The organism is Streptomyces sp. IBSNAI002, assembly GCF_052244475.1.
In the GTDB taxonomy this organism is placed as follows: domain Bacteria; phylum Actinomycetota; class Actinomycetes; order Streptomycetales; family Streptomycetaceae; genus Streptomyces.
In genome coordinates this window covers 3506676-3532889 of record NZ_JBQPXG010000002.1, presented here as the reverse complement: position 1 = coordinate 3532889, position 26214 = coordinate 3506676, and the positions used below count along the sequence as shown (strand labels likewise).

The window sequence follows — 26214 nt, the reverse complement described above, 5'->3', positions numbered from 1 at the left end:
GGGAAACGCCGGCGCACCGCTGCCCGACCGCCCCCCGCCCGGCACGGACGCGTCGTCCGGTCAGGTCTGCCGGAAGGCGCGGCTCCCGCCCGTGCCGTTCCGTACGGGTGCATCCTCGCACCTGTCACGGACAACACGCCCGGCACCCGCCGACAATTGATCTTGATCGATCACGGCGCGGCACCGACCGCGGTCGGATCGGACGCCGAGCAGGGGAAAATCGCCACCGGCATACCCCCCAAACATCACTCTTCGTACATATGTGCGGCAACCAACCTCCGGCACCCGGCGTCCTTCATGGGGACACCCCCTAGAGTGGGTCGGAAAATCCGGACGACAGAAGACGACAGCAGGGGAGCGCGAGACGTGCGGCCAGTCGGCAGCAAGTACCTGCTCGAGGAGCCGCTCGGGCGCGGCGCCACGGGCACCGTCTGGCGTGCCCGCCAGCGAGAGACCGCGGGTGCCGAGGCGGCCGTGGCCGGGCAGCCCGGCGAGACCGTGGCCATCAAGGTCCTCAAGGAGGAGCTGGCCCAGGACGCGGACATCGTCATGCGCTTCCTGCGGGAGCGCTCCGTCCTGCTGCGCCTGACGCACCCCAACATCGTGCGCACCCGCGACCTGGTGGTCGAGGGCGATCTGCTGGCCCTGGTCATGGACCTGATCGACGGCCCGGACCTGCACAAGTACCTGCGCGAGAACGGGCCCTTCACCCCCGTCGCCGCGAGCCTGCTGACCGCGCAGATCGCCGACGCGCTCGCCGCCAGCCACGCCGACGGCGTGGTCCACCGCGACCTGAAGCCGGCCAACGTGCTCGTCGACGAGCGCGGCGGGCAGATGCGGCCGATGCTCACCGACTTCGGCATCGCCCGCCTCGCGGACTCCCCGGGCCTGACCCGCACCCACGAGTTCGTCGGCACCCCGGCCTACGTGGCCCCCGAGTCCGCCGAGGGCCGCCCGCAGACCTCCGCCGTCGACATCTACGGCGCCGGGATCCTGCTCTACGAGCTGCTCACCGGCCGGCCGCCGTTCGCGGGCGGCACGGCGCTCGAAGTGCTCCACCGCCACCTCAGCGAGGAGCCGCAGCGCCCCGCGACCGTTCCCGAACCGCTGTGGACCATCGTCGAGCGCTGCCTGCGCAAGGAGCCGAACGAGCGGCCCAGCGCCGAGAGCCTGGCCCGCGGACTGCGCGTGGTCGCCGCCGGCATCGGCGTGCACTCCACGGCGGCCGAGGTGGAGGCCGCGCTCGGCGTCGGCGCCCTGCTCGCGCCCGACCCCTCGCCGGCGCCCGTCCCCGAGACGCCGGGCGTGCTCGGCTCCGCCGACCCGACGCAGGTGCTGCCCGCGGGCGCCGGCTCGCCCATGGGCGCGTACGACCCCAACGCGATGACCAGCGTCATGCCGCCGGTCGGCGCGGCCGGCGGGGCGGACCCGACCTCGGTGATGCCGCCCGTGCAGCAGCCGGACCAGCCGCATCCGTGGGAATCGCAGATGCGCGCCGTCCGCGACCGCAACGAGCAGACGCAGGTCCAGTACCTCGATCCGAGCGAGGACCCGCTGCGCCGCCGCCCGCAGCGGCAGGCGCCCCCTCCGCCGCAGCACCGGCCCCAGCAGCCCCCGCAGCAGCAGTACCAGCAGCCGCACCCGCAGCAGCCCCAATACCGGCAGCCCCAGCAGCCCCAACAGCGGCCTCCGCAGCAGCAGTACGCGCCCCCGCCGCCTCCGCAGCACTACCGGCCGCAGCAGCACCAGCCGCAGCCGTACCAGCAGCCGCAGCCTCCGCAGCAGCCCCAGTACCGGCAGCCGCAGCCGCAGCAGCAGCCCCCGCAGCAGCAGCCCCCGCAGGGTCCGCCGCCGCGGCAGCAGGCCCCGCGCGAGCCCCGCCGCCGCAGCGCCAACCCGGTACGGATCCCCGGCCTCGGCTGCCTCAAGGGCTGCCTCGTCATGATCCTGCTGTTCGTCGTGGCGGGCTGGCTGGTCTGGGAGCTCACCCCGCTCCAGGAGTGGGTCGGCACCGGCCGGGGCTGGTGGGACCAGCTGTGGACGATGGGCTCCGCCGTCGTCGACTGGGTGGGCTCCCTCGGGGACAGCTCGGGCTCCACCCAGCCCTGAACCGGGCCCCGTAGCGCCGAGTTCGTGGATTTGTCGACTTCTGGGGGCTGATTTCGCCCGCAGAAGTGAAGGTCGCCGCGAATCCGGGCCCCTGCTGGCCTCCAACACCCATCCGGCCGCGTAGCTTTGGTGCGTACGCCAGCCGCTGAGGGAGCAGTCGTGGCACGGAAGATCGGCAGCCGGTACACCGCGCACCAGATCCTGGGCCGCGGCAGCGCGGGCACGGTGTGGCTGGGCGAGGGGCCTGACGGGCCCGTCGCCGTCAAACTGCTGCGCGAGGACCTCGCCTCCGACCAGGAGCTGGTCGGACGGTTCGTCCAGGAGCGCAGCGCGCTGCTCGGCCTGGAGCATCCGCACGTGGTCTCCGTCCGCGACCTCGTCGTCGACGGCAACGACCTCGCCCTCGTCATGGACCTCGTACGCGGTACGGACCTGCGCACGCGCCTCGACCGCGAGCGCAGGCTCGCCCCCGAGGCGGCCGTGGCCATCGTCGCGGACGTCGCGGACGCGCTGGCCGCGGCGCACGCGGCCGGGGTCGTCCACCGCGACGTCAAGCCCGAGAACGTCCTGCTGGACATGCAGGGCCCGCTCGGCCCGGGCGGAGCGCATCCGGCGCTGCTGACCGACTTCGGCGTGGCCAAGCTGATCGACACCCCGCGGCGGGCCTCCGCGAGCCGGGCCTCGGCGCCGACCACGCGGATCATCGGCACACCGGACTATCTGGCGCCGGAGATCGTCGAGGGGCTGCCGCCGCGGGCGGCGGTGGACATATACGCCCTGGCCACGGTGCTGTACGAGCTGCTGGCCGGATTCACCCCCTTCGGCGGGGGCCACCCCGGGGCGGTGCTGCGGCGGCACGTCACGGAGACGGTGGTCCCGCTCCCGGGGATCCCCGACGAGCTGTGGCAGCTGATCGTGCAGTGCCTGGCCAAGGCGCCGGCCTCGCGGCTGCGCGCCTCGGAGCTCTCCGTACGCCTCCGGGACCTGCTGCCGCTGCTGGCCGGGATGCCGCCGCTGGACGTGGACGAGCCGGACGACGCGGAGCCGGAGCCGGACCCCTCGGACGCCCCGTCCGCGGCTTCGGCCGCGTCCGCCGCGGATCCGGTCCGCCGGCGGGGCGTGGTCCCGCTGGTCCCCGGCTCCGCGACCGACTCCAACCGGGACACCCACACCTCGATGCGGGTGCCGGGGCCGGACGAGCTGGCGGGCGGCGCGCTGGGCACGGCCCGGGTGCCCCGCCCGGCGGGCGGCCACCGCCCGGGCTCGGCCCGGCACCGCGCGGAGGCCGCCCGCAAGCGGCGCCTGGCCCTGTCGGCCGCGGCCGTCGCCCTGGCCGCCGCGGTCGGCCTGGGCAGCTGGCTGGCCCTTTCCGGGGGCGAGGAGCCGGAGCCCCGGCAGGACCACAAGCAGTCGGGCCCCCGCAACCCGTAGGCGTCCGAGGCGCCACCGCCACCGCCACCGCCACCGCCACCGGGCCCGGGCCCGGGGCCCGGGGTCCGGGGTCCGGGCGGAGCCCCGGGGCCCGGCGGCCGCCTACGCCGCGACCAGCTCCGGGTGCCAGCGCCGGGCCACCGCGGGGTGCGCGCGGACCCAGCCCTTCAGCTCGTTGCGCCCGTACTCCGCGTGCAGCGGGTTCGACGCGTCGTGCGCGACGCCCGGCGCCTGCGCGAGGTACTCCCCGGGCACCGTCTCCACCACCGCGTCCAGCCGCGGGTTGTAGAAGAACGGCACCGAATACCGCTCCACCGCACCCGGAGGGCTGACCACCCGGTGGTCCGTCGCCGTCAGGTAGCCCTCCGTCGCGATCTCCAGCAGCTCGCCCAGGTTGACCACGAACGCGCCGGGCAGCGGCGGGATGTCGACGTAGCCGCCGTCCCGGACCACCTGGAGGCCGCCCACCGAGTCCTGGAGGAGCAGGGTCAGGAAGCCGTAGTCCTTGTGCGCGCCGACCCCCCGGTCCGCGCCCGTCGGGTCGGACCCCGGATAGCGGATCAGCTTCGTGTGCAGGTGGGGGCGGTCCGCGAAGGCCGCGTCGAAGAAGTCCGGCGGGGCGCCGATCGACGCCAGGATCTCCCGGAGCAGCCGGTGGGCGACCCCGGCGAGCCGGGACTGCCAGTCCAGGACCACGCCCCGCAGCTCCGGCAGCGCCGCCGGCCACTGGTTCGGGCCCTCCAGCCACAGGTACGCCGGGTCCCGCGGCCCCACCGCCGGCGCCGGCCGCTCCGCGCCCACGTCCAGCTGGTCCCGCCAGTCGGAGGCCCCGCCGGTCAGCTCGTGGCCGATCCGCGTGTAGCCGCGGAAGTGCGGGGAGTTCAGATTGCTCACGGTCAGCCGGTCGGCCTCCGGAAGAGCGAAGAAGGCCCTGGTCAGCTCCAGCACGCGGGCGCTCTCGGCATCGGTGACCCCGTGCCCGGTGAGGTGCAGGAACCCGGTGTCCCTGGCCGCTGCGTGCAGCTTCTTCAGGAATCCGGCCCGCCGGGCCGGGTCGTCCGCCTCGGAGAGGTCCAGGACGGGGAGGGCGGGAAGGGACGGGTGCGCGGACGGCATGACGGCTCCGTTTCGGATGTCACGGGGTCCTGTTCCCCCTTCGGGTGGCGGGGGCCGCGGGTGGGGAGGGCCGCCGGCAGGGATGGCGCCGGGACCGCTTGGGCCGCGTACAGGACCAAGTCGGATCGGTGTGGATCAGGCTTGGGGATGGTCCGGCGGCAGACAGCTCGACGTCGTGACGCGCATGTGGTCGACATGCCGGCGCTTCACGAGGCGCGTGACGAAGAGAACGGTCATACGGTGAGCGTACGCCCGTGCGAGCGCTCATCAGTACGGGTGATCCGGCCTGCCCGGACGGCCCCGGCCGCGGACCGGCTACGCTGGACCCGTGGCAGTCGTCGATGTTTCCGAAGAGCTGAAGTCCCTCTCCTCGACCATGGGGTCGATCGAGGCCGTCCTGGACCTCGACAAGCTGAGGGCAGATATCGCCGTGCTCGAGGAGCAGGCCGCCGCGCCGTCCCTGTGGGACGACCCGGAGGCCGCTCAGAAGATCACGAGCAAGCTTTCCCACCTCCAGGCAGAGGTCCGCAAGACCGAGACCCTGCGCGGGCGCATCGACGACCTCTCGGTGCTGTTCGACCTCGCCCAGGAGATGGACGACGCGGACACCCTCGCGGAGGCCGAGGCGGAGCTGGTCTCCGTACGCAAGGCCCTGGACGAGATGGAGGTCCGGACCCTGCTCTCCGGCGAGTACGCCGAGCGCGAGGCCCTGGTCAACATCCGTGCCGAGGCCGGCGGCGTCGACGCCTCCGACTTCGCCGAGCGCCTCCAGCGCATGTACCTGCGCTGGGCCGAGCGGCACGGCTACCCCACCGAGGTCTACGAGACCTCGTACGCGGAAGAGGCCGGCATCAAGTCGACCACCTTCGTCGTCAAGGCCCCGTACGCCTACGGCACCCTCTCCGTGGAACAGGGCACCCACCGCCTCGTGCGGATCTCGCCCTTCGACAACCAGGGCCGCCGCCAGACCTCCTTCGCGGGCGTCGAGGTGCTGCCGGTCGTCGAGACCAGCGACCACGTCGAGATCGACGAGACCGAGCTGCGCATCGACGTGTACCGTGCCTCCGGCCCCGGCGGCCAGGGCGTCAACACGACCGACTCGGCCGTGCGCATCACGCACATCCCGACCGGCATCGTGGTCTCCTGCCAGAACGAGCGCTCGCAGATCCAGAACAAGGCCAGCGCGATGAACGTCCTCCAGGCCAAGCTGCTCGAGCGGCGCCGTCAGGAGGAGCAGGCCAGGATGGACGCCCTCAAGGACGGCGGCAGCTCCTGGGGCAACCAGATGCGGTCCTACGTCCTGCACCCGTACCAGATGGTCAAGGACCTGCGGACGGAGTTCGAGGTCGGCAACCCGCAGGCGGTGCTCGACGGCGAGATCGACGGCTTCCTCGAGGCCGGCATCCGCTGGCGCAAGCAGCAGGAGCAGACCGCGTAACCCCCCCGGCATGCGGAAAGGGCCCGGACACCTGATGTCCGGGCCCTTTCGCCGTGCATCGCACGGACTCTTCATGATCTGTACGCCATGATCGGTACGTCTACGCGGTCTGCTGGGCCACCAGCGCCAGCGCGGCCACCAGGATCACCATGAGGGCGATGAGCGCCACGGGATTCAGGCCGGAGAAGGGGCCCTCCTGCTGGAGGCGCTCCCGGTTCGCCCGGCACACAGGGCAGCGGCCCTGGCTTACGGGTGCGGCGCAGTTCGCGCACACGAGCCGGTCATATGTCATGCGCTCCTCCTCTCGTCCCCATCACACTGCGACATCGACTACCACTACAACGCGGCGGGGAACGAGACCGTTCCCCCTACCACTGTGCCAGCTTCGCCGGCATTCGGCGCGGCCCGTCCGGTCGATCGCGGTCCCGAGCGGCTCCGGATCCTCCCGGACCAAGGGATAAAAGGGGCATCTCCGGTAGCCGGGTCCACACCCCGCGCCCGTTCGCGTATGGTCACGCACACCTACTCCCGGCGACCGTGGTGCACCGTGATCCGATTCGACAGCGTCTCCAAGTCCTACCCGAAGCAGAACCGTCCCGCACTCAGAGATGTCTCCCTGGACATCGCGAAGGGCGAGTTCGTCTTCCTGGTCGGCTCCTCCGGCTCCGGCAAGTCCACCTTCCTGCGGCTCATCCTGCGCGAGGAGCGGGCGAGCCACGGCCAGGTCCACGTCCTGGGCAAGGACCTCGCCAAGCTCTCCAACTGGAAGGTGCCGCAGATGCGCCGCCAGCTGGGCACCGTCTTCCAGGACTTCCGCCTGCTGCCCAACAAGACGGTGGCCGAGAACGTGGCCTTCGCGCAGGAGGTCATCGGCAAGCCGCGCGGCGAGATCCGCAAGGCCGTCCCGCAGGTCCTGGAACTCGTCGGCCTCGGCGGCAAGGAAGACCGGATGCCCGGCGAGCTCTCCGGCGGCGAGCAGCAGCGCGTGGCCATCGCCCGTGCCTTCGTCAACCGCCCCGCCCTGCTCATCGCGGACGAGCCCACCGGCAACCTCGACCCGCAGACCTCCGTCGGGATCATGAAGCTGCTGGACCGGATCAACCGGACCGGCACCACCGTGATCATGGCGACCCACGACCAGCAGATCGTCGACCAGATGCGCAAGCGCGTCATCGAACTCGAACAGGGCCGACTCGTGCGCGACCAGTCGCGCGGCGTCTACGGCTACCAGCACTGAAAGGTCCCTGAGACGCAATGCGCGCCCAGTTCGTCATGTCGGAGATCGGCGTCGGTCTCCGTCGCAATCTCACCATGACCTTCGCGGTCATCATCTCCGTGGCCCTGTCGCTGGCCCTGTTCGGTGGCTCCCTGCTCATGCGCGAGCAGGTCAGCAAGATGAAGGGCTACTGGTACGACAAGGCCAACGTCTCGATCTACCTCTGCAACAAGTCGGACGCCGAGCAGGCCACCGAGGCCGCCAACAAGGCGGCCGGGTCGGGCGACCTCGGGGTCGCCACCTGTCGCAAGGGCGCGGTGACCGACGAGCAGAAGAAGCAGATCGAGACCGAGCTCAAGCAGATGTCCCTGGTGAAGTCCGTCGCCTACGAATCGGCGGACGAGGCCTACAAGCACTACCAGGAGCAGTACGGCCACACGGCGCTGGCCTCCTCCATCACCCCGGACCAGATGCAGGAGTCCTTCCGGGTCAAGCTCAAGGACCCGGAGAAGTACAAGGTCGTCACCTCGGCCTTCACCGGCCGGGACGGCATCCACACCGTCGACGACCAGCGCCAGGCCATCGACGACCTCTTCAAGATCCTCAACTACCTCAACGTCGCCGCGCTCGCCATCATGCTGATCATGCTGATCGTGGCGCTGCTGCTGATCGTCAACACGGTGCGCGTCTCCGCGTTCAGCCGGAGGCGGGAGACCGGGATCATGCGGCTGGTGGGTGCCTCCAGCTTCTACATCCAGGTCCCGTTCATCATGGAGGCGGCCGTCGCCGGGCTCATCGGCGCCCTGTTCGCCTGCGTGATGCTCGTCTCGGGCCAGTACTTCGTCATCGACCATGGCGTCGGCCTGCGGGACAAGATCCAGATCATCGATTTCATGGGCTGGACCTCCGTCATCACCAAGCTGCCGTACGTGCTCTTCATCGGCCTCCTGATGCCCTCGGTGGCCGCGTTCCTCGCATTGCGCAAGTACCTGAAGGTGTGACAAGCGCCCCGTGAGCGGTCCGGTCAACCATCCGTACCGGCGCGGGGCTTGTCCTAGACTCGGCGCCATGCTGGGCTTGCCGAGTGTTCCCGCCTTCTGTCAGCGGCCCCGCGACCTGCGTCGCGGGGCCGCTTTGACGTTGGCCTTCCTTGCGGCCGTCACCGCCGCCGCGAGCACCGGCTGCTGGGACCGCGAGGACACCGCGGCCGCCCTCACCGTCCGTGCCGAGACCGCGGAGGCCTCCGCGCCCGAACCGCCCAGAGCCACCGGCACCGCCGACCGGGAGGCCGTGGCCCGGGCCGCCGCCGAGGCCGTCGCCGACGGGAAGTCCGGCAAGAAGGCCGCCCAGGAGGTGGTCAGCCGCAGCGGCGACCGCTGGGGGACCGTCTACGACCAGGGCGAGTACGCCGCCTTCGCCGAGGGCCTCGACGGCCGCTGGACCGGGGTCGGGCTCTGGGCCCGGCGCGGCGCCGAAGGCCGCATCGAGGTCGACCGGGTCCAGCCCGCCGGCCCCGCCGCCCGGGCCGGCGTACGGGCCGGGGACCGGCTGCTGAGCGTCGACGGGCACGCCGTCACCGGTCTCGCCGTCGCCGACGTGATCGCCCTGCTGCGCGGCCGGGCCGACACCCCCGTCGTGCTGAACCTGAGCCGCGACGGCGCCGACCTCACCGAGACCGTCCGCCGCGAGCAGCTGCGCACCGAGCCGGTGACCGTACGGCAGCTCCGCGACGGGATCACCGTCATCAAGGTGGCCTCCTTCACCCGCGGTTCGGGCGAGCGGGTCAAGGCCGCCGTGCGCGCGGCCCCGCCCGGCGCCGGGGTCATGCTCGACCTGCGCGGCAATCCGGGCGGGCTGGTCGCGGAGGCGGTGAAGGCGGCCTCCGCCTTCCTGGACGGCGGTCTGGTGGCGACGTACGACGTACGGGGCGATCAGCGCGCCCTGTACGCGGACCCGGGCGGGGACACCGGCCGGCCGCTGGTGGCCCTGGTGGACGGTGGCACGATGAGCGCGGCCGAGCTGGTGACCGGCGCCCTCCAGGACCGCGGCCGGGCGGTGGCGGTGGGCTCCAGGACCTTCGGCAAGGGCTCGGTGCAGATGCCGACGGAGCTCCCGGACGGTTCGGTGGCCGAGCTGACGGTGGGCACGTACCGCACGCCGGGCGGCCGCAGCCTGGACGGCGGCGGCATCACCCCCGACGTGGCGGCGGGTGCGGGCGTCGAGGAGCGGGCCGCGCAGGTATTGAGTGGCCTCGGGGTGGGTCCGTAGTGCGAAAATGACCGCACTATGGCTAAGGAAAAAGGGCGCAAGCTGATCGCCCAGAACAAGAAGGCGCGGCACGACTACACGATCCTCGACACCTACGAGTGCGGTCTCGTGCTCACGGGGACCGAGGTCAAGTCCATGCGCCAGGGCCGGGCCTCGCTGGTCGACGGCTTCGTGTCGGTGGAGGGCCGCGAGGCGTGGCTCTACAACGTGCACGTGCCCGAGTACAGCCAGGGCACCTGGACCAACCACAGCGCCCGCCGCAAGCGCAAGCTCCTCATGCACCGGGAGGAGATCGACAAGCTGGAGCGCAAGTCGGAGGAGACGGGTCACACGATCGTGCCCTTGTCGCTGTACTTCAAGGACGGCCGCGCGAAGGTCGAGATCGCGCTGGCCAAGGGCAAGAAGGAGTACGACAAGCGGCAGACGCTCCGGGAGAAGCAGGACACCCGCGAGACGAACCGGGCGATCTCGGCGATCCGGCGCAAGCAGCGGGGTACGGTTTAATCTCCTGGCACGCGGTGGTCCACTTCGCGTACCATGGCGTCAGCACCCGCCGCTCGCGGTGGACGCTACTTGTTAACAAAACATGGGGATGATCGGTTTCGACAGCGGATGTCGATGCAGGGGAAGCGAGCCGAGGAAGCGGCAATGATCTCGCTAACCATATGTCGCAAACAATAATCGCCAACTCCAAGAGCGATAACTCCCGCTTCACCCTCGCTGCCTAATAACAGTGAGCTGAAGCCTCTGTGAGGAGCGTCAGCCCGGAAGTGGTCCCGGTCCGGATCCTGGCGTCAACAAGGGATCTAAACCTCTAGCCCCGGTCACGGGGGTTGGAGGGAAATCAAACAGTGACTGAGCCCGTCGGAGACTTGTCCGTGTGATCTCCGGGGCTGAGAAAAGCGCAGCGGACTGCGCTCGGAGAAGCCCTGCTTCTGCACCGTTGGACGCGGGTTCGATTCCCGCCATCTCCACTCATCCCATGTGGGCAAAGGCCCCGCAGCCTCTCGGCTGCGGGGCCTTTGTCATGTTCGGGGGGCGGGGGCGGCTGTCAGCAGAACGGGACCTTGTTGAGGTTCAGGGCGTAGCGGGCGGAGATCCAGCCGCTGCCGTCGGCGAGCTTGTACCAGATCGAATTGCCGTCGACCTTCTGGCCGTTGACCTTGCACTGGAGCTTGACGACCGTGCCGGTCAGGGCCTTGCCCTTCTTCGCGTACTGCGTGCCGGGGCCGGAGCGGATGCCGAGGCCCTTGCCGGGGGCGACGATCTTGGCCTTCGGGTGCTCGTGGTGGCCGCCGCCGCACTTGCAGTCGCCCGGCTTGCCGGTGTCGCCCTTGGGGCCCTTCGGGCCCTGCGGACCGGGCTTGCCCGGCAGGCCCTGGGGGCCCTTCGGACCCTTGGGCCCGGCAGGACCGGCGGGGCCGGGCTTTCCGGGCTTGCCCTGGTGACCCTTGGGGCCCTGCGGGCCGGGCTTTCCAGGCTTTCCGGGCTTGCCCTCGTGGCCCTTGGGGCCCTGCGGGCCGGCAGGGCCTGCGGGGCCTGCGGGGCCTGCGGGGCCCTGAGGTCCCTGGGGTCCGGGCGGGCCGCCCGCGGGGCCCTGCGGCCCTTCGGGGCCCCTTGGTCCTGCGGGTCCTGCGGGTCCTTCGGGGCCGACGGGGCCCGTGTCGCCCCGGTCGCCCTGGGGGCCCTCGGGGCCGGCCGGGCCCTGGGGGCCGCGGGGGCCGTGCGGGCCGGTGTCTCCCTTGTCTCCCTTGTCGCCCTTCTCGCCCTTGGGGCCGGGCTTGCCGGGCTTGCCGTGGTGGCCGGGCTTTCCGGGCTTGCCGTCGTCGCCCTTCGGACCCGTCGGCCCGGTCACCGAGGTGGCCACGGCGAACAGGGCGGGCGCCTCGGCGCCGGTCGCCCACTCGCCGCCGTCCAGCGTCGTGCCCTCCGGGGCGTTCGCGTCCACGCGGACGGACACGCCGAGCCGGGTCTGCTCGTTCGCGGGGAAGACGAAGCCCGCGCGGGTTCCGGCCTCGCAGGTCAGCTGGCGCGCGTCGCGCGAGAGCGTGCACGGGGAGGCCGTGCGCCGGCCGTTCCAGTAGAAGCGGGCCTCCGGGAACGTCGTCCGTTCCGGCGCGGTGATCCGGAAGGTGCTGCTGACGGCCTGATCCGTCCCGGTGGCGGCGGCGATGACGACGCGGCCCGTCCGGCCGGGAGCGATCGACGGGACGTACGGCTGGGAGAACCGCATCCCCGCCGAGTCGGCGAGGGCGGGTACGGCCGGCACGAGACAGGAGGCGGTGACGGCCGCGACGATCACGGCAGCCGAAACGGAGCGGTGAGCAGACAAAGGGTGTTCCTCCGCGAAGAAAGGGCGCTGGGGGAAGGCACCCCCAGTTATTGCGGATCGCGGGCGGCGGCGGTGCGTACCACGCGGGAACGATCACCCGCCCGCCGGATGAATCGCCCTGCCGCCGCAGCCGCCACCACGGCCACGGCGGCGACGGCCGCCGCCGCGGGCAGCAGGTAGGCCGTCGGCGCACCGAGCCGGTCGACCGTCAGGCCCGCCGTGGCGGAACCGGCCGCGATACCGGCGAAGATGGCGGTGACCGCGAGGGTCATGCCCTCGTTGAGGCGGCCGGCGGGGGTCAGGTCGTGGACCCGGGACATGGCGGTGACCATCGTCGGGGCCGTGGCCATGCCGGCGAGCAGCAGGGCTCCGGCGAGCACGGGCACCGAGCCGGTGGCCGCCGCGGCCCAGGGCATGGCCATGAGGACGGCCAGGACGCCGACGCAGGTCCGCAGGGTGCGGGGGCGCAGGGTGCCGTAGAGCAGCCCCGCCGCGCAGGAGCCCGCCGCCTGGAGGGCCAGGACCAGGCCGGAGGCGGCGCCCAGCCCGGCGGCGTCGAGGTAGGCGATCGAGGTGACCTCCATGGAGCCGAACACCAGGCCCAGGCAGGCGAACAGGGCCAGGAGCGGAGCCAGGGCGGGCAGCGGCGAGCCGGGCCGGGGCGGCGCGCCCGTCGCCGGGGGTTCGGTGGCGCGCTGGGCGGTGAAGACCAGCATCCCGGTGAGGAACAGGGCGGCCCCGACGAGGGTGCCGGCCTCGGGGAAGACGGCCGTGCAGAGGAAGGCGGCCAGTACCGGGCCGAGCAGGAAGCAGAGTTCGTCGGCGGCCTGTTCGAAGGACATCGCCGTGTGGTGCGCGACCGGGGAGCCGCGCAGCAGGCGGGTCCAGCGGGCCCGGGACATGCCGCCGATGTTGGGGGTGGTGGCGGTCGCCGCGTACGAGGCGAAGAGGGTCCAGGCCGGGGCTCCGGTCCGGACGCACACGATCAGGCAGAGGGAGCCGAGGACCGCGAACAGGGTGGCGGGAACGGCGATCCTCGCCTGCCCGTACCGGTCGACCAGCCGGGCCGTCCAGGGCGCGACCAGGGCGGTGGCGGCCAGGCCGGTGGCCGTGACCGCACCGGCGAGGGCGTACGAACCGCGCTGGCCGGCGATCATCATGACCGCGCTGATCCCGAACATGCCCATGGGGAGCCGGGCGAGGAGGTTCCCGGCGGTGAAGGCGCGGGTGCCGGGGAGGGCGAACAGGCTCCGGTACGGGCCGAGGACGCGGCCCGGGGCGGCGGCACGGGCGGGCGCGGGCGCAGGGGCAGGCGCAGGCGCAGGCGAAGAAGCAGCAGGGGCGGCCGGGGCCGCCGGGGCCGCGAGGACGAGCGTGGTGCCGGTGACGGTCATGAGGGGCATGGCAACCACCCTCGGCCGGACCCCCGTTCGGCGTCCAACACCTGTTCGGAGCCCATTCACCGCTTTCTGTTGTTAGTCTCCCGGGGTGATCCCCCGAGATGTGGACCCGCGCCTGCTGCGCGGGTTCGTCGCCGCCGCCGAGGAGCTGCACTTCACCCGTGCGGCCGCCCGCCTCTACGTCGCCCAGCAGGCCCTCAGCCGCGATGTCCGCCGTCTCGAACGGACCCTGGGCACGGCACTGTTCGTACGGACCACCCGCGCCGTCGAGCTGACCGCCGACGGGCTGCGGCTGCTGCCGCTCGCCCGGCGGGTGCTGGCCGCCCACGAGGACCTGGCCGCCGCCTTCACCGCCCCCCGCGCCCTCCTCGTCGACCTGAACACCGACGGCCCCAGTACGGGCCGCCGGGTCCTGGAGCGGGCCCGCGAACTCGCCCCGGACTGCGAGCTGATGGCCCGCTTCGAGAGCGGGCTCACCCACGCCGCCGCCGAGATCGCGGCCGGCCGGCTCGACGTGGCCTTCGGGTACGCCGACGGGCTGGCCCCCGCGCTGCGCACGCGCCTCGCGCAGGCGCCCGTACGGTACGAGCCGCTGGCCGTGCTGCTGCCCGAGGGGCACCCGCTGGCCGCGCAGGACACCGTACGCGTGGACGCGCTGGCCGGGGAGACCGTGTACGCGGGCGCCGGGAACCCGCGGACCGCGGAGTGGACGGAGCTCGCGCGCGAGCTGTTCGCCGGGCGCGGGATCGAGATGGCGCCGCCCGCCCCCGTGGCCGTCGGGAAGGAGGAATTCCGCCGGGTGATGGCCAAGACCGGCAACCCGGTCCTGGTGACCGTGGACTTCCTCGACATGCCCGGCTGCGTGAAGCGCCCGCTGACCGACCCCGTCCCGCTGTCCCCGCTCTCGATGGTGTGGCGGCAGGGTTTCGGCCACCCCGGGCTGGACGCCCTGCGCGCCGCGGCCGGCGCGCTGGCCGCCGAGCGGGGATGGCTCGAACCGCCCCCCGGCAGCTGGGTCCCGGCCCGGCTCACACCCGGAGCCCGCTCCGGGTGAGAGCAAGGTTTCCCGGCGGTCATCAAGCGGGGACCGGGACCGAAACGCGCCCTTCCTACGGTCGTGGACCACGGACGCGACAGCTGTGGAGGGCGTGTGATGACCGGTACGACCGCACCGCGCAAGGGGGGCCGCTGGATCGAGCGGTGGGATCCCGAGGACGAGACGTTCTGGAGGGAGACCGGCGAGCGCGTCGCCCGCCGCAACCTGGCCTACTCCGTGCTCTCCGAGCACATCGGGTTCTCCATCTGGTCGCTCTGGTCGGTGATGGTCCTCTTCATGGGCCCCGAATACGGCATCGACCCGGCCGGGAAGTTCTTCCTGATCGCCACCGCGACCCTCGTCGGCGCGCTCGTACGGGTGCCCTACACCTTCGCCGTCGCCCGCTTCGGCGGCCGCAACTGGACCGTCTTCAGCGCCCTGCTGCTGCTCGCGCCCACGGTGGCCGCGATCCTGGTCATGGAGCCCGGCACCTCGTACGGCACCTTCCTGGCCGTGGCCGCCCTCACCGGAGTCGGCGGCGGCAACTTCGCCTCGTCGATGACGAACATCAACGCCTTCTTCCCGCTGCGCAAGAAGGGCTGGGCGCTCGGGCTGAACGCCGGCGGCGGCAACATCGGCGTACCGGTGGTGCAGCTGGCCGGCCTGCTGGTCATCGCCACCGCCGGGGCCGGGCACCCGCGGCTGCTGCTGGGCGCCTACATCCCGCTGATCGTGATCGCGGCGGCGCTGGCCTTCGTACGGATGGACAACCTGGCGCCCGTGCGCAACGACACCGGAGCCGTCCGCGAGGCGGTCGGGGACGCGCACACCTGGATCATGGCGTTCCTGTACGTCGGGACCTTCGGGTCCTTCATCGGCTACAGCTTCGCCTTCGGACTGGTGCTCCAGACCCAGTTCGGGCGCACCCCGCTCCAGGCCGCCTCGCTGACCTTCGCCGGGCCGCTGCTCGGGTCGCTGATCCGGCCGGTGGGCGGGGCGCTGGCGGACCGCTTCGGCGGGGCGCGGATCACGCTGGGGACGTTCGTGGCGATGGCGGCGGCCACCGGCGTGGTGGTGTTCGCCTCGCAGCGGCAGTCGCTGGCGGTGTTCCTCATCGGGTTCGTGGCGCTGTTCGTGCTCAGCGGCCTCGGCAACGGCTCGACGTACAAGATGATCCCGGGCATCTTCCAGGCCAAGGCGCTGGCCCGCGGGATGGGCGGCGAGGCCGCGGCCGCGTACGGGCGGCGGCTCTCCGGGGCCTCCATGGGGCTGATCGGGGCGGTCGGGGCGCTCGGCGGGCTGGGCATCAACCTGGTCTTCCGGGAGGCGTTCCGCACCTCCGGGTCCGGCACCGCGGCCTTCGTCACCTTCCTCGGCTTCTACGCCGTGTGCTGCGCGGTGACCTGGGCGGTATACCTTCGCCGGCCGGCGGCCGCGGTGCTCCCGGCGGCCGGGGTCGAGGCGAAACCGCAGCTCACGTCGGTGTAACCGGGGCGAAATACGGGTGAACCGAGCCCGACACGCCACCTTGGCAGGCTCGGTCCACCGCACCGCCCCCCATGCACGTCACGAGGCAGGTCACGATGGACGACACCAAGACCGGCCCGCTCGCGGGCTTCACCGTCGGCGTCACCGCCGCCCGGCGCGCGGACGAACTCATCGCCCTGCTGCGCCGGCGCGGGGCCTCCGTGCTGCACGCGCCCGCGCTGCGGATCGTTCCGCTGGCCGACGACAGCGAACTGCTCGCCGCCACCAAGGAACTGATCGGCTGCGCCCCGGACGCAGTGGTGGCCACCACCGCGATCGGGTTCCGCGGCTGGATCGAGGCGGCCGACGGGTGGGGGATCGGCGAGGAACTGCTGGCGCGGCTGCGGACCACCGAACTCCTGGCGCGCGGGCCGAAGGTGAAGGGCGCCATCCGGGCCGCCGGTCTGGTGGAGGCCTGGTCCCCGCAGTCGGAATCGCTCGCCGAGGTACTGGAACGGCTGCTGGCGGCCGGGGTGGCCGGCCGGCGGATCGCCCTCCAGCTGCACGGGGAGCCGCTGCCGGGCTTCGTCGAGGCGCTGCGGGCCGGCGGGGCCGACGTGGTGGTGGTCCCGGTGTACCGGTGGATGGCGCCCGAGGACCTCGCCCCGCTGGACCGGCTGCTGGACGCGGTGGTGGGCGGCGCCGTGGACGCCGTCAGCTTCACCTCGGCCCCGGCGGCGGCCTCGCTGCTGTCCCGGGCCGAGGAGCGCGGCGTCCGGGAGCCGGTGCTGGCGGCGCTGCGGGGCGGGGTGCTGGCCGCCTGCGTGGGGCCGGTGACCGCGCTGCCGCTGCAGGCTCACGGGGTGGACACCGTGCAGCCGGAGCGGTTCCGGCTGGGCCCGCTGGTGCAGCTGCTCTGCCAGGAGCTGCCCGGCCGGGCGCGGGTGCTGCCGGTGGCCGGGCACCGGCTGGAGATCCGCGGGCACGCGGCCCTGGTCGACGAGGAGCTGCGGCCGGTGCCGCCGGCCGGGATGGCCCTGCTGCGGGCCCTGGCCCGGCGGCCCGGCTGGGTGGTGGCCCGGGCCGAACTGCTGCGGGTGCTGCCGGGGGCGGGGCGCGACGAGCACGCCGTGGAGACGGCGATGGCCCGCCTCCGGGTGGCGCTGGGGGCCCCGAAGATGATCCAGACCGTGGTGAAGCGGGGGTACCGGCTGTCGCTGGACGCGGGCGGAGAGGTCAAGTACGGGGAGGCGCCCGCCCCGTGACGCGCGGGGAGCTCCTGGGCTAGCGTGCGGCAATGATCATTGACGGCGTGGAGATGAGGGGCCTCGAAGCCGGCGACGCCGCCGGGCTGGCCGTGGCCTACGCGCGCAACCGGGCGTTCATGGCGCCCTTCGAACCGTTGCGGCCGGAGGACTTCTACACGGAGCGGGGGCAGCGGGCCCGCATCGAGGGCATGCTCGCGGACCGGGACGCCGGGCGGATGGTCCCGTACGTGCTGGTCGAGGCGGTGGGCGGGTCCCCGGTCGGCGCGATCAACCTCGGTTCGATCGCGCTCGGGCCGCTGTGCAGCGGCGGCGTGGGGTACTGGGTGGACCAGGACTGGAACGGCAAGGGCCTGGCCACCGCCGCCCTGGAGGAGGTGTGCCGGGTCGCCCGCGAGGAACTGGGCCTGCACCGGGTCGAGGCCGGCACCCTGGTCGGGAACCTCGCCTCGCAGCGGGTGCTGCGCAAGGCCGGCTTCGAGGAGTACGGGCTCGCCCCGCGCTTCCTGCACATCGACGGGGCCTGGCGCGACCACCGCCTCTTCCAGCGCCTCCTGCACGACGATCCGCCCGCGCGGTAGCCCGCCGGGGAGCGCGTCCGAAGCCCGCCCGCAGCCGCCCGGGCCCTCCCCGGCCCGCCCCTCCCGGGCGGCCGGGTCCGCGGGCAACCCCGTCGGGGGCTTCCGCTCGTACGCGCGGGGCGGCACTCTGGGGGGACGCCCCACGACGCGAGGCGGTGACGGGCATGCGGTTCGACTCCGGCCGGGTCTGCCTGGACCTGGTGGCCACTCTCGCCCCCCACGAGGGGCTCCCGGACGGTGACGGGCTGCGGCTGTGGCTCGCCGGAGCGGGTCTGGTGCCCGACCGGACGCCGCTCGCCCGGGTCGGCCCGGACTGGGCGGCCGCCTTCCGGTCCCTGCGCGCCGACGTCGACAGCCTCGTACGGGCGGAGCTGGACGGAGCCCCGCCGTCGGCCACCACGGCGCACGCACTGGCCCGGGTCAACGCGCTGGCCGCCGGACCACCCCCGGGCCTGTGCGCCGTACGGGACCAGGAAGGGCACCTCGTACGGGAGCTGTGCGGCGGCGTGGAGTGCGGGACCCTGCTCGCCGCCGTGGCCCGGGACGCCGTCGAGCTGCTCACCGACCCCGGCGAACTGGCCCTGCTGCGGGCCTGCGAGGGTGACGGCTGCACCCGCGTCTACCTGGACACTTCCCGCGGCCACCGGCGCCGCTGGTGCTCCAGCGAGCTGTGCGGCAACCGCGAGCGCGTCGCCCGGCACCGCCGCCGGGTCCTGGCCGGCGGATCCGTCTAGGCACGACGGCCCGGCCGGTGCGACACCGCCGGGCGCGGTTCCGGAACGGGCGTGCGGACAGGGGGCCGGTTCGCGTACGGTTGACGGTCGCCCATGCACGTCAGAAGGGGGCCTTGGTGGCCGCGCAGAATGCCGCTGTCGACAGCACGGCGGATTCGGTCCGAGATCGGGAGATCGCGGTCGAGCAGACGCATCTCGACCAGGTGTACAGACGCCTCGAGGAGAAGATCCACGAGGCCGAGTTCCTGATGAACGACGCCGCCAAACGCGGTCAGGTGGGCACCCCCGGTGCCCTCGCCGAGCGCGACGCGCAGGTCTTCCGGGCGGGCATCCACCTGAACCGGCTGAACAACGAGTTCGAGGACTTCCTCTTCGGCCGCATCGACCTCGTGCTCGGCAAGGACGGGGAGCGCGGCCCGGACGGCGCCTACACCTCCGTCGAGCCCGCCGACGACGCGATCCGCGGGGACCTGAGCGCCGACATCGCCGAGACCCTGCACATCGGCCGCATCGGGGTCCTGGACTCCGACTACGCGCCGCTGGTCATCGACTGGCGGGCCCCGGCGGCCGCGCCGTTCTACCGCTCCACGCCCAAGGACCCCGGCCGCGTCGTGCGCCGCCGCGTGATCCGCTCCAAGGGCCGCAAGGTGCTGGGCGTCGAGGACGACCTGATGCGCCCCGAGGTCACCGCCTTCCTGGACGGCCGGGAACTGCCCGCCATCGGCGACGGCGCCCTGATGGCCGCGCTCGGGCGGGCCCGTACGCACTCGATGCGGGACATCGTCTCCTCCATCCAGGCCGAGCAGGACCTCGTCATCCGCGCCCCCGCCGCCTCCGTCGCCGAGGTCGCGGGCGGACCGGGCACCGGCAAGACCGCCGTCGCCCTGCACCGCGCCGCCTACCTGCTCTACCAGGACCGGCGCCGCTACTCCGGCGGCATCCTGATCGTCTCCCCGACCCCGCTGCTCGTCGCGTACACCGAGGGCGTGCTGCCCTCCCTCGGCGAGGAGGGCCAGGTCGCCATCCGGGCGCTGGGCTCGCTGGTCGACGGGGCCGAGGCGACCACGTACGACGACCCGGCCGTGGCCCGGGTCAAGGGCTCCTCGCGGATGCTGCGGGTGCTGCGCAAGGCCGTACGGGGCGCCCTGGAGCTCGGGGGCGCCCCCGAGCGGCTGCGCGTGGTGGCCTTCGGGCGGCGCCAGGAGCTGGAGGCCGACGAGCTGAACCGGATCCGGCAGAACGTGCTCGGCGGCACCGCGCCGGTCAACCTGCTGCGCCCGCGCGCCCGCAAGCTGCTGCTCGACGCCCTCTACGCGCGGTCCGGCCAGTCCGGCCGGCACAGCGACCCGGAGCTGGCCGCGGAGCTGCGCTCCGCGTTCGACGAGGACATCTCCACCGAGGACGCCTTCATCGACTTCCTCGACCGCTGGTGGCCGGAGCTCACGCCGCGCGCGGTACTGGCCGCGATGGCCGATGAGCGGCGCCTCGGCCGCTGGTCGCGCCGGGAGCTGAACCCGCGCGAGACCCGCCAGCTGGCGCGCTCGCTGCGCCGGGTGGGCCCGGACGGCAAGGGGCCCCTGTCGGTGCACGACGTGGCCCTGCTCGACGAGCTCCACCAGCTGCTCGGCGCGCCCGCCCGGCCCAAGCGGAAGCGGGACATGGACCCCCTGGACCAGCTCAGCGGGCTGGAGGAGCTGATGCCGATCCGCGAGGAGACCCAGTGGGAGCGGGCCGAGCGGCTCGCGGCAGAACGCACCGAGTACGCGCACGTCATCGTGGACGAGGCCCAGGACCTGACGCCGATGCAGTGGCGGATGGTGGGCCGGCGGGGCCGGACGGGCACCTGGACGGTGGTCGGCGACCCGGCGCAGTCCTCGTGGACCGACCCGGACGAGGCGGCCGCGGCCCGCGACGAGGCCCTCGGGTCCCGGCCGCGCCGGCGGTTCACGCTGACGGTGAACTACCGCAACCCGGCGGAGGTCGCCGAGGTCGCGGCCCGGGTGCTGCGCCTGGCGATGCCCGGCATGGAGCCGCCGTCGGCGGTGCGCTCCACGGGCCTGGAGCCCCGTTTCACGGCCGCCGGGGACGATCTGGGCGCCGCAGTGCGGGAGGAGACCCGCAGGCTGCTGGAGCAGGTCGACGGGACCGTCGGCGTGGTCGTCGCCATGGACCGGCGCGCGGAGGCCGCGGGCTGGCTCGCGGACCTGGGGGAGCGGGCGGTGGCGCTGGGCAGCCTGGAGGCCAAGGGGCTGGAGTACGACGCCACGGTCGTCGTCTCGCCGGCGGAGATCGCGGACGAGTCCCCGGCGGGGCTGCGGGTGCTGTACGTGGCGCTGACGCGCGCGACGCAGCAGCTCACGGTGGTCTCGGCGGAACGGGACCGGCCCGACGCCTCCGGGGTGCCGGAACTGCTGCTTCCGTAGGGCCCGGGCCTGCCGTACGGCGGGCGCGGGCCGCCCGCGCCCGCCGTACGGCCGGATGGTCCGCGGCCAGGAGCGTGGTCGGCACAACCGGCCGCCGGGAGGGGGACCGCATTCGGCGATCCTTTGTTAGCCTGGTGAAGGCACCGACTCGATCCAAGCCCCCGGGCCCAACCTTCGTCGCTTAGAGCGACCACTTGCCGCGAGGCGAGCATGGCGGGTCGGTGTCGTAGACATAGACAGGTCCGCCCCCTCCACGTGTGGAGGGGGCGGACCTGTTTTGTATGGACCCACCATTCCGCACGCCTTCTCTATCTCGTATGGTGGAAGTGTCTTTCCGAAATTTGTAGCTGGTTACCTTGTACCGGCTGGTAGGTGGGACGATCGGACAACAGGTCCCGCCACGCCGCCTGCTGTGTGCCGGGCCCTGTGTACAGCGAAAACCAGGGACAGAAGAGGAACACGGCCATGGCAACGGCGCCCAGCGTCTCGTATTCGATGACGGTCCGCCTGGAAGTGCCCGCGAGCGGAACCGCGGTCTCCCAGCTCACCACCGCCGTGGAGTCCTCCGGCGGCTCGGTCACCGGCCTCGACGTGACCGCCTCCGGTCACGAGAAGCTCCGGATCGACGTCACCATCGCCGCGACCTCCACCGCGCACGCCGACGAGATCGTCGAGAAGCTGCGCGGCATCGAGGGCGTCAGCCTCGGCAAGGTCTCCGACCGCACCTTCCTGATGCACCTCGGCGGCAAGATCGAGATGGCGTCCAAGCACCCCATCCGCAACCGCGACGACCTCTCGATGATCTACACCCCGGGCGTCGCCCGCGTGTGCATGGCGATCGCCGAGAACCCCGAGGACGCGCGCCGCCTCACCATCAAGCGCAACTCCGTCGCAGTCGTGACGGACGGTTCCGCCGTGCTGGGCCTGGGCAACATCGGCCCGATGGCCGCGCTGCCCGTCATGGAGGGCAAGGCCGCCCTCTTCAAGCGCTTCGCGGGCATCGACGCGTGGCCGATCTGCCTGGACACCCAGGACAGCGACGAGATCGTCGCGATCGTCAAGGCCATCGCCCCGGGCTTCGCGGGCATCAACCTGGAGGACATCTCCGCACCGCGCTGCTTCGAGATCGAGGCCCGGCTGCGCGAGGCCCTCGACATCCCCGTCTTCCACGACGACCAGCACGGCACCGCGATCGTCGTGCTCGCCGCCCTCACCAACGCACTGCGCGTCGTGGGCAAGGCAGTTGGCGACGTCAAGGTGGTCATGTCCGGTGCCGGCGCGGCCGGTACCGCCATCCTCAAGCTGCTCCTCGCGGCGGGCGTCAAGAACGCCGTCAGCGCCGACATCCACGGCGTGGTGCACGCGGACCGCCCCGACCTCGTCGACGCGGCCCCCGACTCCCCGCTGCGCTGGATCGCCGACAACACCAACCCCGAGGGCTACACGGGCACGCTGAAGGAGGCCGTGGTCGGCGCCGACGTCTTCATCGGCGTCTCCGCCCCGAACGTGCTCTCCGGCGAGGACGTCGCGGCGATGGCGGAAGGCGCGATCGTGTTCGCGCTCGCGAACCCGGACCCCGAGGTGGACCCGGCCGTCGCCCGCCAGACCGCCGCCGTCGTCGCCACCGGCCGCTCCGACTTCCCGAACCAGATCAACAACGTGCTGGTCTTCCCGGGTGTTTTCCGCGGCCTGCTCGACGCCCAGTCGAGGACCGTGAACACGGACATGATGCTGGCCGCGGCGACCGCTCTCGCGGACGTCGTCGGCGAGGACGAGCTGAACGCGAACTACATCATCCCGTCGGTGTTCAACGACAAGGTCGCCGGCGCCGTCGCGGGTGCCGTCCGCAAGGCCGCCACCGTCCAGGGAAGCTGACCCGCGGGCTGTGACGGCCCTCACGGGCGCCCCGATCCCGGCGCGTCGCGAGATGCGGGCCGTGCGGGGCGCCTCTAGGGTTGCGGGGATGCCCGCGAGGTCCCGCGGTGCGCAGCTGCGTATGGGCGAGGGCGTGGACGGAGCGTCACCGCGGCGTGACTGTGGCGCTTTTCGTGTGACCCCAGCGGGTGCCGGATTGGCTTTCCCGCCGCTGGTGGGGGCAGGATGCGTAACCGGGCGAGAGGGTCTGACGTTCAGACCCGGGTCCGGGGACTGTCCTAGGGCCCTGGCAGCATCGGCTTCGATCTCACGCCTCTAAGGCAAGTTGAACACGGGAGTACAACATGAACCGCAGTGAGCTGGTGGCCGCTCTGTCCGAGCGCGCCGAGGTGACCCGCAAGGACGCCGACGCCGTTCTGGCCGCGCTCGCCGAGACCGTCGGCGAGATCGTCGCCAAGGGCGACGAGAAGGTCACCATCCCCGGCTTCCTGACCTTCGAGCGCACCCACCGTGCCGCTCGCACCGCGCGCAACCCGCAGACTGGCGACCCCATCCAGATCCCGGCCGGCTACAGCGTGAAGGTCTCCGCGGGCTCCAAGCTCAAGGAAGCCGCCAAGGGCAAGTAGTCCTGCCCCGGCGCCGGAGGCCGCACAGGCCTTTGGAACGGCAGCAGTACGCCGAAGGGCGGCCACCCCGGACGGGGTGGCCGCCCTTCGGCCGTGCCGGGCCTGCGCCGGGCCCGGCCGTTCCGGGGTCCGAGCGGGGGCCCGGGGAACGCCTGACGGGCGCCTGACGGGCGTCTGAGGGGCCATGAGAAAGCCCCCCGGGGCCCTTGCGGGGCCTCCGGGGGGCTTTCTGACGGTCCGACGGCCCCGGCGGGCGCCGCCGCGGGCCGGCATGCGGCTCAGACGAGGTCGCCGCCCGGCAGCTCGACCTTCGCGCCGAGCTCCACGAGCTTCTCCATGAAGTTCTCGTAGCCGCGGTTGATCAGGTCGATGCCGTGGACCCGCGAGGTGCCCTCGGCCGCGAGCGCCGCGATCAGGTACGAGAACCCGCCGCGCAGGTCGGGGATGACCAGGTCGGCGCCCTGCAGCTTGGTGGGGCCGGAGACGACCGCCGAGTGCAGGAAGTTGCGCTGGCCGAAGCGGCAGGCCGAGCCGCCCAGGCACTCGCGGTACAGCTGGATGTGGGCACCCATCTGGTTGAGCGCCGAGGTGAACCCGAGCCGGGACTCGTAGACCGTCTCGTGGACGATCGAGAGGCCCGTGGCCTGGGTCAGGGCCACCACGAGCGGCTGCTGCCAGTCGGTCTGGAAGCCGGGGTGGACGTCCGTCTCCAGCGCGATGGCGTTGAGCGGGCCGCCCGGGTGCCAGAAGCGGATGCCGTTGTCGTCGATCTCGAACGCCCCGCCGACCCGGCGGAAGGTGTTCAGGAAGGTCATCATCGAGCGCTGCTGGGCGCCGCGCACGTAGATGTTGCCGCCGGTCGCCAGGGCCGCGGAAGCCCAGGAGGCGGCCTCCAGGCGGTCCGGGAGCGCCTTGTGGTTGTAGCCGCCGAGGCGGTCGACACCGGTGATCCGGATGGTCCGGTCGGTGTCCATGGAGATGATCGCGCCCATCTTCTGCAGTACGCAGATGAGGTCCTCGATCTCGGGCTCCACGGCGGCGTTGCTGAGCTCGGTGACGCCCTCGGCCAGGACGGCCGTCAGCAGCACCTGCTCGGTCGAGCCGACCGACGGGTAGGGCAGGCGGATCTTGCAGCCGCGCAGGCGCTGGGGGGCCTCCAGGTACTGGCCGCCCTCGCGCTTCTCGATGGTCGCGCCGAACTGGCGGAGCACGTCGAAGTGGAAGTCGATCGGCCGGCCGCCGATGTCGCAGCCGCCGAGGCCCGGGATGAAGGCGTGGCCGAGGCGGTGCAGCAGGGGGCCGCAGAACAGGATCGGGATGCGCGACGAGCCCGCGTGGGCGTCGATGTCGGCGACGTTCGCGCTCTCGACGTGGGTCGGGTCGAGCACCAGCTCGCCCGGCTCCTCGCCGGGACGGACCGTCACCCCGTGCAGCTGGAGCAGCCCGCGCACGACCCGGACGTCACGGATGTCGGGGACGTTGCGCAGCCGGCTGGGTTCGCTGCCGAGCAGAGCGGCGACCATGGCCTTGGGCACGAGGTTCTTCGCACCGCGGACACGGATCTCGCCCTCGAGCGGGGTGCCGCCGTGGACAAGCAGTACATCGTCACTGACTGTGCCGGTCATGAATCTCGCGTTCCGGAGTGGGGTGGGCAGGGGGCCAGTGAAAAGAGTAAGGGCCACCACCCCTTTGTTTGTATGGCTGACGCGGCCGTAGGACTGTCATGAATTCGGTACAACACCCTCCGTACCCACCACATGGCGGAGCGTCGCCTTCCGCTCGCGCCGCCCGCGCGCCCTCCCCCCTGCTGCCGTGCGCCCTGAGCTGCGGGAGATCCGATCTCTCCGGCCGGTCCCCGCAACGGGCGAATGTGCGGGATCATGGCGGCATGACCGAGGTGTCCTCCCTCACAGGGCGGCTGCTCGTGGCCACCCCAGCCCTCGCGGACCCGAATTTCGACCGCGCGGTGGTGCTGCTGCTCGACCACGACGAGCAGGGCTCCCTCGGCGTGGTCCTGAACCGGCCGACCCCGGTGGGCGTCGGCGACGTCCTGCTGCCCTGGGCCCCGCTGGCCGGCGATCCCGGCGTGGTCTTCCAGGGCGGTCCCGTCGCCCTGGACTCGGCCCTGGGGGTGGCGGTCATCCCGGGCGAGGAGGGCCCGCTCGGCTGGCGCCGGGTGCACGGGGCGATCGGGCTGGTCGACCTGGAGGCGCCGCCCGAACTGCTGGCCGCGGCGCTCGGCTCGCTGCGGATCTTCGCCGGCTACTCGGGCTGGGGCCCGGGCCAGCTGGAGGACGAGGTCGGCGACGGCGCCTGGTACGTCGTGGAGTCCGAGCCCGGTGACGTGTCCTTCCCCGACCCCGAGCGGCTCTGGCGGGCGGTCCTGCGCCGCCAGCGCAGTGAGCTCGCGATGGTCGCCACCTATCCGGACGACCCGTCGCTCAACTGACCCCCGCGGCGTTCAGTACCCTGGTTTTTATGAGCACTCTTGAGCCCGAGCGCGGGACTGGTACGGGGACCCTCGTAGAGCCGACGCCGCAGGTGTCCCACGGCGACGGCGACCACGAGCGCTTCGCCCACTACGTCCAGAAGGACAAGATCATGGCGAGCGCGCTCGACGGGACCCCCGTCGTCGCTCTCTGCGGCAAGGTCTGGGTGCCGGGCCGGGACCCGAAGAAGTACCCGGTCTGTCCCATGTGCAAGGAGATCTACGAGTCCATGGGCCCCGGCGGGGACAAGGACAAGGGCGGCAAGGACAAGTAGTCCGGCCCCTCGGCGGCAGGGCCAAGGCCCCCGGCGTGCGCATCGGCGTACCCCGGGGGCCTTTCGCGTACTAGGGTCGGCGCGACGAGCACTCTGCGGAACGGGCGTTGCGTGGAGTGCAACAGGCTGCTGCG

At 72.7% G+C, this 26214-nt stretch carries 22 protein-coding genes and 1 other RNA gene; 18 read left to right on the top strand and 5 right to left on the bottom strand.

Annotation, left to right across the window (positions count from 1 at the left end; all coding sequences use genetic code 11):
* The first annotated feature begins 366 nt into the window (after nt 1–366).
* Nucleotides 367–2109, top strand: a complete 1743-nt coding sequence (locus ACTVZO_RS17140) for a protein kinase domain-containing protein (protein WP_443299207.1) — start codon at nt 367–369, stop codon at nt 2107–2109.
* A 159-nt stretch (nt 2110–2268) separates the two neighbouring features.
* Nucleotides 2269–3540, top strand: coding sequence for a serine/threonine-protein kinase (locus tag ACTVZO_RS17135; protein ID WP_443299206.1), 1272 nt, complete (start codon nt 2269–2271; stop codon nt 3538–3540).
* Nucleotides 3541–3642: 102 nt separating this feature from the next.
* Here ACTVZO_RS17135 and ACTVZO_RS17130 read toward each other — a convergent pair whose 3' ends face one another.
* Entirely contained in the window at nt 3643–4656 is a 1014-nt protein-coding gene (locus ACTVZO_RS17130) for an isopenicillin N synthase family dioxygenase (RefSeq protein WP_443299205.1), read from the bottom strand.
* A 328-nt stretch (nt 4657–4984) separates the two neighbouring features.
* Here ACTVZO_RS17130 and prfB point away from each other — a divergent pair, with 328 nt between their 5' ends.
* On the top strand, nt 4985–6094 hold the full coding sequence (prfB, locus tag ACTVZO_RS17125; RefSeq protein ID WP_443299204.1) for a peptide chain release factor 2: 1110 nt from the start codon (nt 4985–4987) through the stop codon (nt 6092–6094).
* Nucleotides 6095–6194: 100 nt separating this feature from the next.
* On the opposite strand, the gene ACTVZO_RS17120 is transcribed toward prfB, so the two are convergent.
* The gene (locus tag ACTVZO_RS17120; protein WP_069920483.1) at nt 6195–6386 is read right to left on the bottom strand and encodes a hypothetical protein; all 192 of its coding nucleotides are present in this window, start codon (nt 6384–6386) and stop codon (nt 6195–6197) included.
* 255 nt (nt 6387–6641) lie between these two features.
* Here ACTVZO_RS17120 and ftsE point away from each other — a divergent pair, with 255 nt between their 5' ends.
* The 5 genes from ftsE (at nt 6642) to ssrA (ending at nt 10555) form a co-directional block, all read left to right on the top strand.
* Nucleotides 6642–7331, top strand: a complete 690-nt coding sequence (gene ftsE, locus ACTVZO_RS17115) for a cell division ATP-binding protein FtsE (RefSeq protein ID WP_069923855.1) — start codon at nt 6642–6644, stop codon at nt 7329–7331.
* A gap of 17 nt (nt 7332–7348) precedes the next feature.
* The gene (gene ftsX / locus ACTVZO_RS17110; protein ID WP_443299203.1) at nt 7349–8311 is read left to right on the top strand and encodes a permease-like cell division protein FtsX; all 963 of its coding nucleotides are present in this window, start codon (nt 7349–7351) and stop codon (nt 8309–8311) included.
* A 67-nt stretch (nt 8312–8378) separates the two neighbouring features.
* On the top strand, nt 8379–9578 hold the full coding sequence (locus tag ACTVZO_RS17105) for a S41 family peptidase (RefSeq protein WP_443299202.1): 1200 nt from the start codon (nt 8379–8381) through the stop codon (nt 9576–9578).
* A gap of 18 nt (nt 9579–9596) precedes the next feature.
* Nucleotides 9597–10082 (top strand): SsrA-binding protein SmpB, encoded by a 486-nt coding sequence (gene smpB, locus ACTVZO_RS17100; protein WP_361761784.1) that lies wholly within the window; start codon nt 9597–9599, stop codon nt 10080–10082.
* Between the two features lie 84 nt (nt 10083–10166).
* Nucleotides 10167–10555, top strand: a transfer-messenger RNA (tmRNA) gene (gene ssrA, locus ACTVZO_RS17095).
* 74 nt (nt 10556–10629) lie between these two features.
* Here the strand turns inward: ssrA and ACTVZO_RS17090 are convergent.
* Together ACTVZO_RS17090 and ACTVZO_RS17085 are read right to left on the bottom strand one after the other, a co-directional pair.
* On the bottom strand, nt 10630–11910 hold the full coding sequence (locus ACTVZO_RS17090) for an SH3 domain-containing protein (protein WP_443299201.1): 1281 nt from the start codon (nt 11908–11910) through the stop codon (nt 10630–10632).
* 47 nt (nt 11911–11957) lie between these two features.
* Entirely contained in the window at nt 11958–13304 is a 1347-nt protein-coding gene (locus tag ACTVZO_RS17085; protein ID WP_443303199.1) for an MFS transporter, read from the bottom strand.
* Nucleotides 13305–13398: 94 nt separating this feature from the next.
* On the opposite strand from ACTVZO_RS17085, the gene ACTVZO_RS17080 reads away from it, so the two are divergent.
* The 8 genes from ACTVZO_RS17080 (at nt 13399) to ACTVZO_RS17045 (ending at nt 23317) form a co-directional block, all read left to right on the top strand.
* The gene (locus ACTVZO_RS17080) at nt 13399–14364 is read left to right on the top strand and encodes a LysR family transcriptional regulator (RefSeq protein WP_443299200.1); all 966 of its coding nucleotides are present in this window, start codon (nt 13399–13401) and stop codon (nt 14362–14364) included.
* Between the two features lie 99 nt (nt 14365–14463).
* Nucleotides 14464–15834 carry a nitrate/nitrite transporter gene (locus ACTVZO_RS17075; protein ID WP_443299199.1) on the top strand — a complete coding sequence of 457 codons (1371 nt, stop codon included), beginning with the start codon at nt 14464–14466 and terminating at the stop codon, nt 15832–15834.
* Between the two features lie 71 nt (nt 15835–15905).
* The gene (locus ACTVZO_RS17070; RefSeq protein WP_443299198.1) at nt 15906–17078 is read left to right on the top strand and encodes a uroporphyrinogen-III synthase; all 1173 of its coding nucleotides are present in this window, start codon (nt 15906–15908) and stop codon (nt 17076–17078) included.
* 32 nt (nt 17079–17110) lie between these two features.
* Nucleotides 17111–17659, top strand: coding sequence for a GNAT family N-acetyltransferase (locus ACTVZO_RS17065; protein WP_443299197.1), 549 nt, complete (start codon nt 17111–17113; stop codon nt 17657–17659).
* A 164-nt stretch (nt 17660–17823) separates the two neighbouring features.
* Complete coding sequence (locus ACTVZO_RS17060; protein WP_443299196.1) at nt 17824–18393, top strand: CGNR zinc finger domain-containing protein; 570 nt, start codon at nt 17824–17826, stop codon at nt 18391–18393.
* 116 nt (nt 18394–18509) lie between these two features.
* Complete coding sequence (locus ACTVZO_RS17055; protein ID WP_443299195.1) at nt 18510–20816, top strand: HelD family protein; 2307 nt, start codon at nt 18510–18512, stop codon at nt 20814–20816.
* A gap of 465 nt (nt 20817–21281) precedes the next feature.
* Entirely contained in the window at nt 21282–22691 is a 1410-nt protein-coding gene (locus tag ACTVZO_RS17050; RefSeq protein WP_443299194.1) for an NAD-dependent malic enzyme, read from the top strand.
* 344 nt (nt 22692–23035) lie between these two features.
* The gene (locus ACTVZO_RS17045) at nt 23036–23317 is read left to right on the top strand and encodes an HU family DNA-binding protein (RefSeq protein ID WP_007264399.1); all 282 of its coding nucleotides are present in this window, start codon (nt 23036–23038) and stop codon (nt 23315–23317) included.
* 278 nt (nt 23318–23595) lie between these two features.
* Here ACTVZO_RS17045 and murA read toward each other — a convergent pair whose 3' ends face one another.
* Nucleotides 23596–24942 carry a UDP-N-acetylglucosamine 1-carboxyvinyltransferase gene (murA, locus tag ACTVZO_RS17040; RefSeq protein ID WP_443299193.1) on the bottom strand — a complete coding sequence of 449 codons (1347 nt, stop codon included), beginning with the start codon at nt 24940–24942 and terminating at the stop codon, nt 23596–23598.
* 263 nt (nt 24943–25205) lie between these two features.
* On the opposite strand from murA, the gene ACTVZO_RS17035 reads away from it, so the two are divergent.
* The gene (locus tag ACTVZO_RS17035) at nt 25206–25766 is read left to right on the top strand and encodes a YqgE/AlgH family protein (RefSeq protein WP_384217476.1); all 561 of its coding nucleotides are present in this window, start codon (nt 25206–25208) and stop codon (nt 25764–25766) included.
* Between the two features lie 29 nt (nt 25767–25795).
* On the top strand, nt 25796–26080 hold the full coding sequence (locus ACTVZO_RS17030; RefSeq protein ID WP_030010729.1) for a DUF3039 domain-containing protein: 285 nt from the start codon (nt 25796–25798) through the stop codon (nt 26078–26080).
* Nucleotides 26081–26214: the final 134 nt, after the last annotated feature.

Bases quoted from the DNA above. Each gene is read 5' to 3' on its own strand.
- ACTVZO_RS17130 (WP_443299205.1), bottom strand. From the start codon at position 4,656: ATGCCGTCCGCGCACCCGTCCCTTCCCGCCCTCCCCGTCCTGGACCTC.
- ACTVZO_RS17120 (WP_069920483.1), bottom strand. From the start codon at position 6,386: ATGACATATGACCGGCTCGTGTGCGCGAACTGCGCCGCACCCGTAAGC.
- ftsX (WP_443299203.1), top strand. From the start codon at position 7,349: ATGCGCGCCCAGTTCGTCATGTCGGAGATCGGCGTCGGTCTCCGTCGC.
- ACTVZO_RS17105 (WP_443299202.1), top strand. From the start codon at position 8,379: ATGCTGGGCTTGCCGAGTGTTCCCGCCTTCTGTCAGCGGCCCCGCGAC.
- smpB (WP_361761784.1), top strand. From the start codon at position 9,597: ATGGCTAAGGAAAAAGGGCGCAAGCTGATCGCCCAGAACAAGAAGGCG.
- ACTVZO_RS17085 (WP_443303199.1), bottom strand. From the start codon at position 13,304: ATGACCGTCACCGGCACCACGCTCGTCCTCGCGGCCCCGGCGGCCCCG.
- ACTVZO_RS17075 (WP_443299199.1), top strand. From the start codon at position 14,464: ATGACCGGTACGACCGCACCGCGCAAGGGGGGCCGCTGGATCGAGCGG.
- ACTVZO_RS17070 (WP_443299198.1), top strand. From the start codon at position 15,906: ATGCACGTCACGAGGCAGGTCACGATGGACGACACCAAGACCGGCCCG.
- ACTVZO_RS17065 (WP_443299197.1), top strand. From the start codon at position 17,111: ATGATCATTGACGGCGTGGAGATGAGGGGCCTCGAAGCCGGCGACGCC.
- ACTVZO_RS17060 (WP_443299196.1), top strand. From the start codon at position 17,824: ATGCGGTTCGACTCCGGCCGGGTCTGCCTGGACCTGGTGGCCACTCTC.
- ACTVZO_RS17050 (WP_443299194.1), top strand. From the start codon at position 21,282: ATGGCAACGGCGCCCAGCGTCTCGTATTCGATGACGGTCCGCCTGGAA.
- ACTVZO_RS17045 (WP_007264399.1), top strand. From the start codon at position 23,036: ATGAACCGCAGTGAGCTGGTGGCCGCTCTGTCCGAGCGCGCCGAGGTG.
- murA (WP_443299193.1), bottom strand. From the start codon at position 24,942: ATGACCGGCACAGTCAGTGACGATGTACTGCTTGTCCACGGCGGCACC.
- ACTVZO_RS17035 (WP_384217476.1), top strand. From the start codon at position 25,206: ATGACCGAGGTGTCCTCCCTCACAGGGCGGCTGCTCGTGGCCACCCCA.
- ACTVZO_RS17030 (WP_030010729.1), top strand. From the start codon at position 25,796: ATGAGCACTCTTGAGCCCGAGCGCGGGACTGGTACGGGGACCCTCGTA.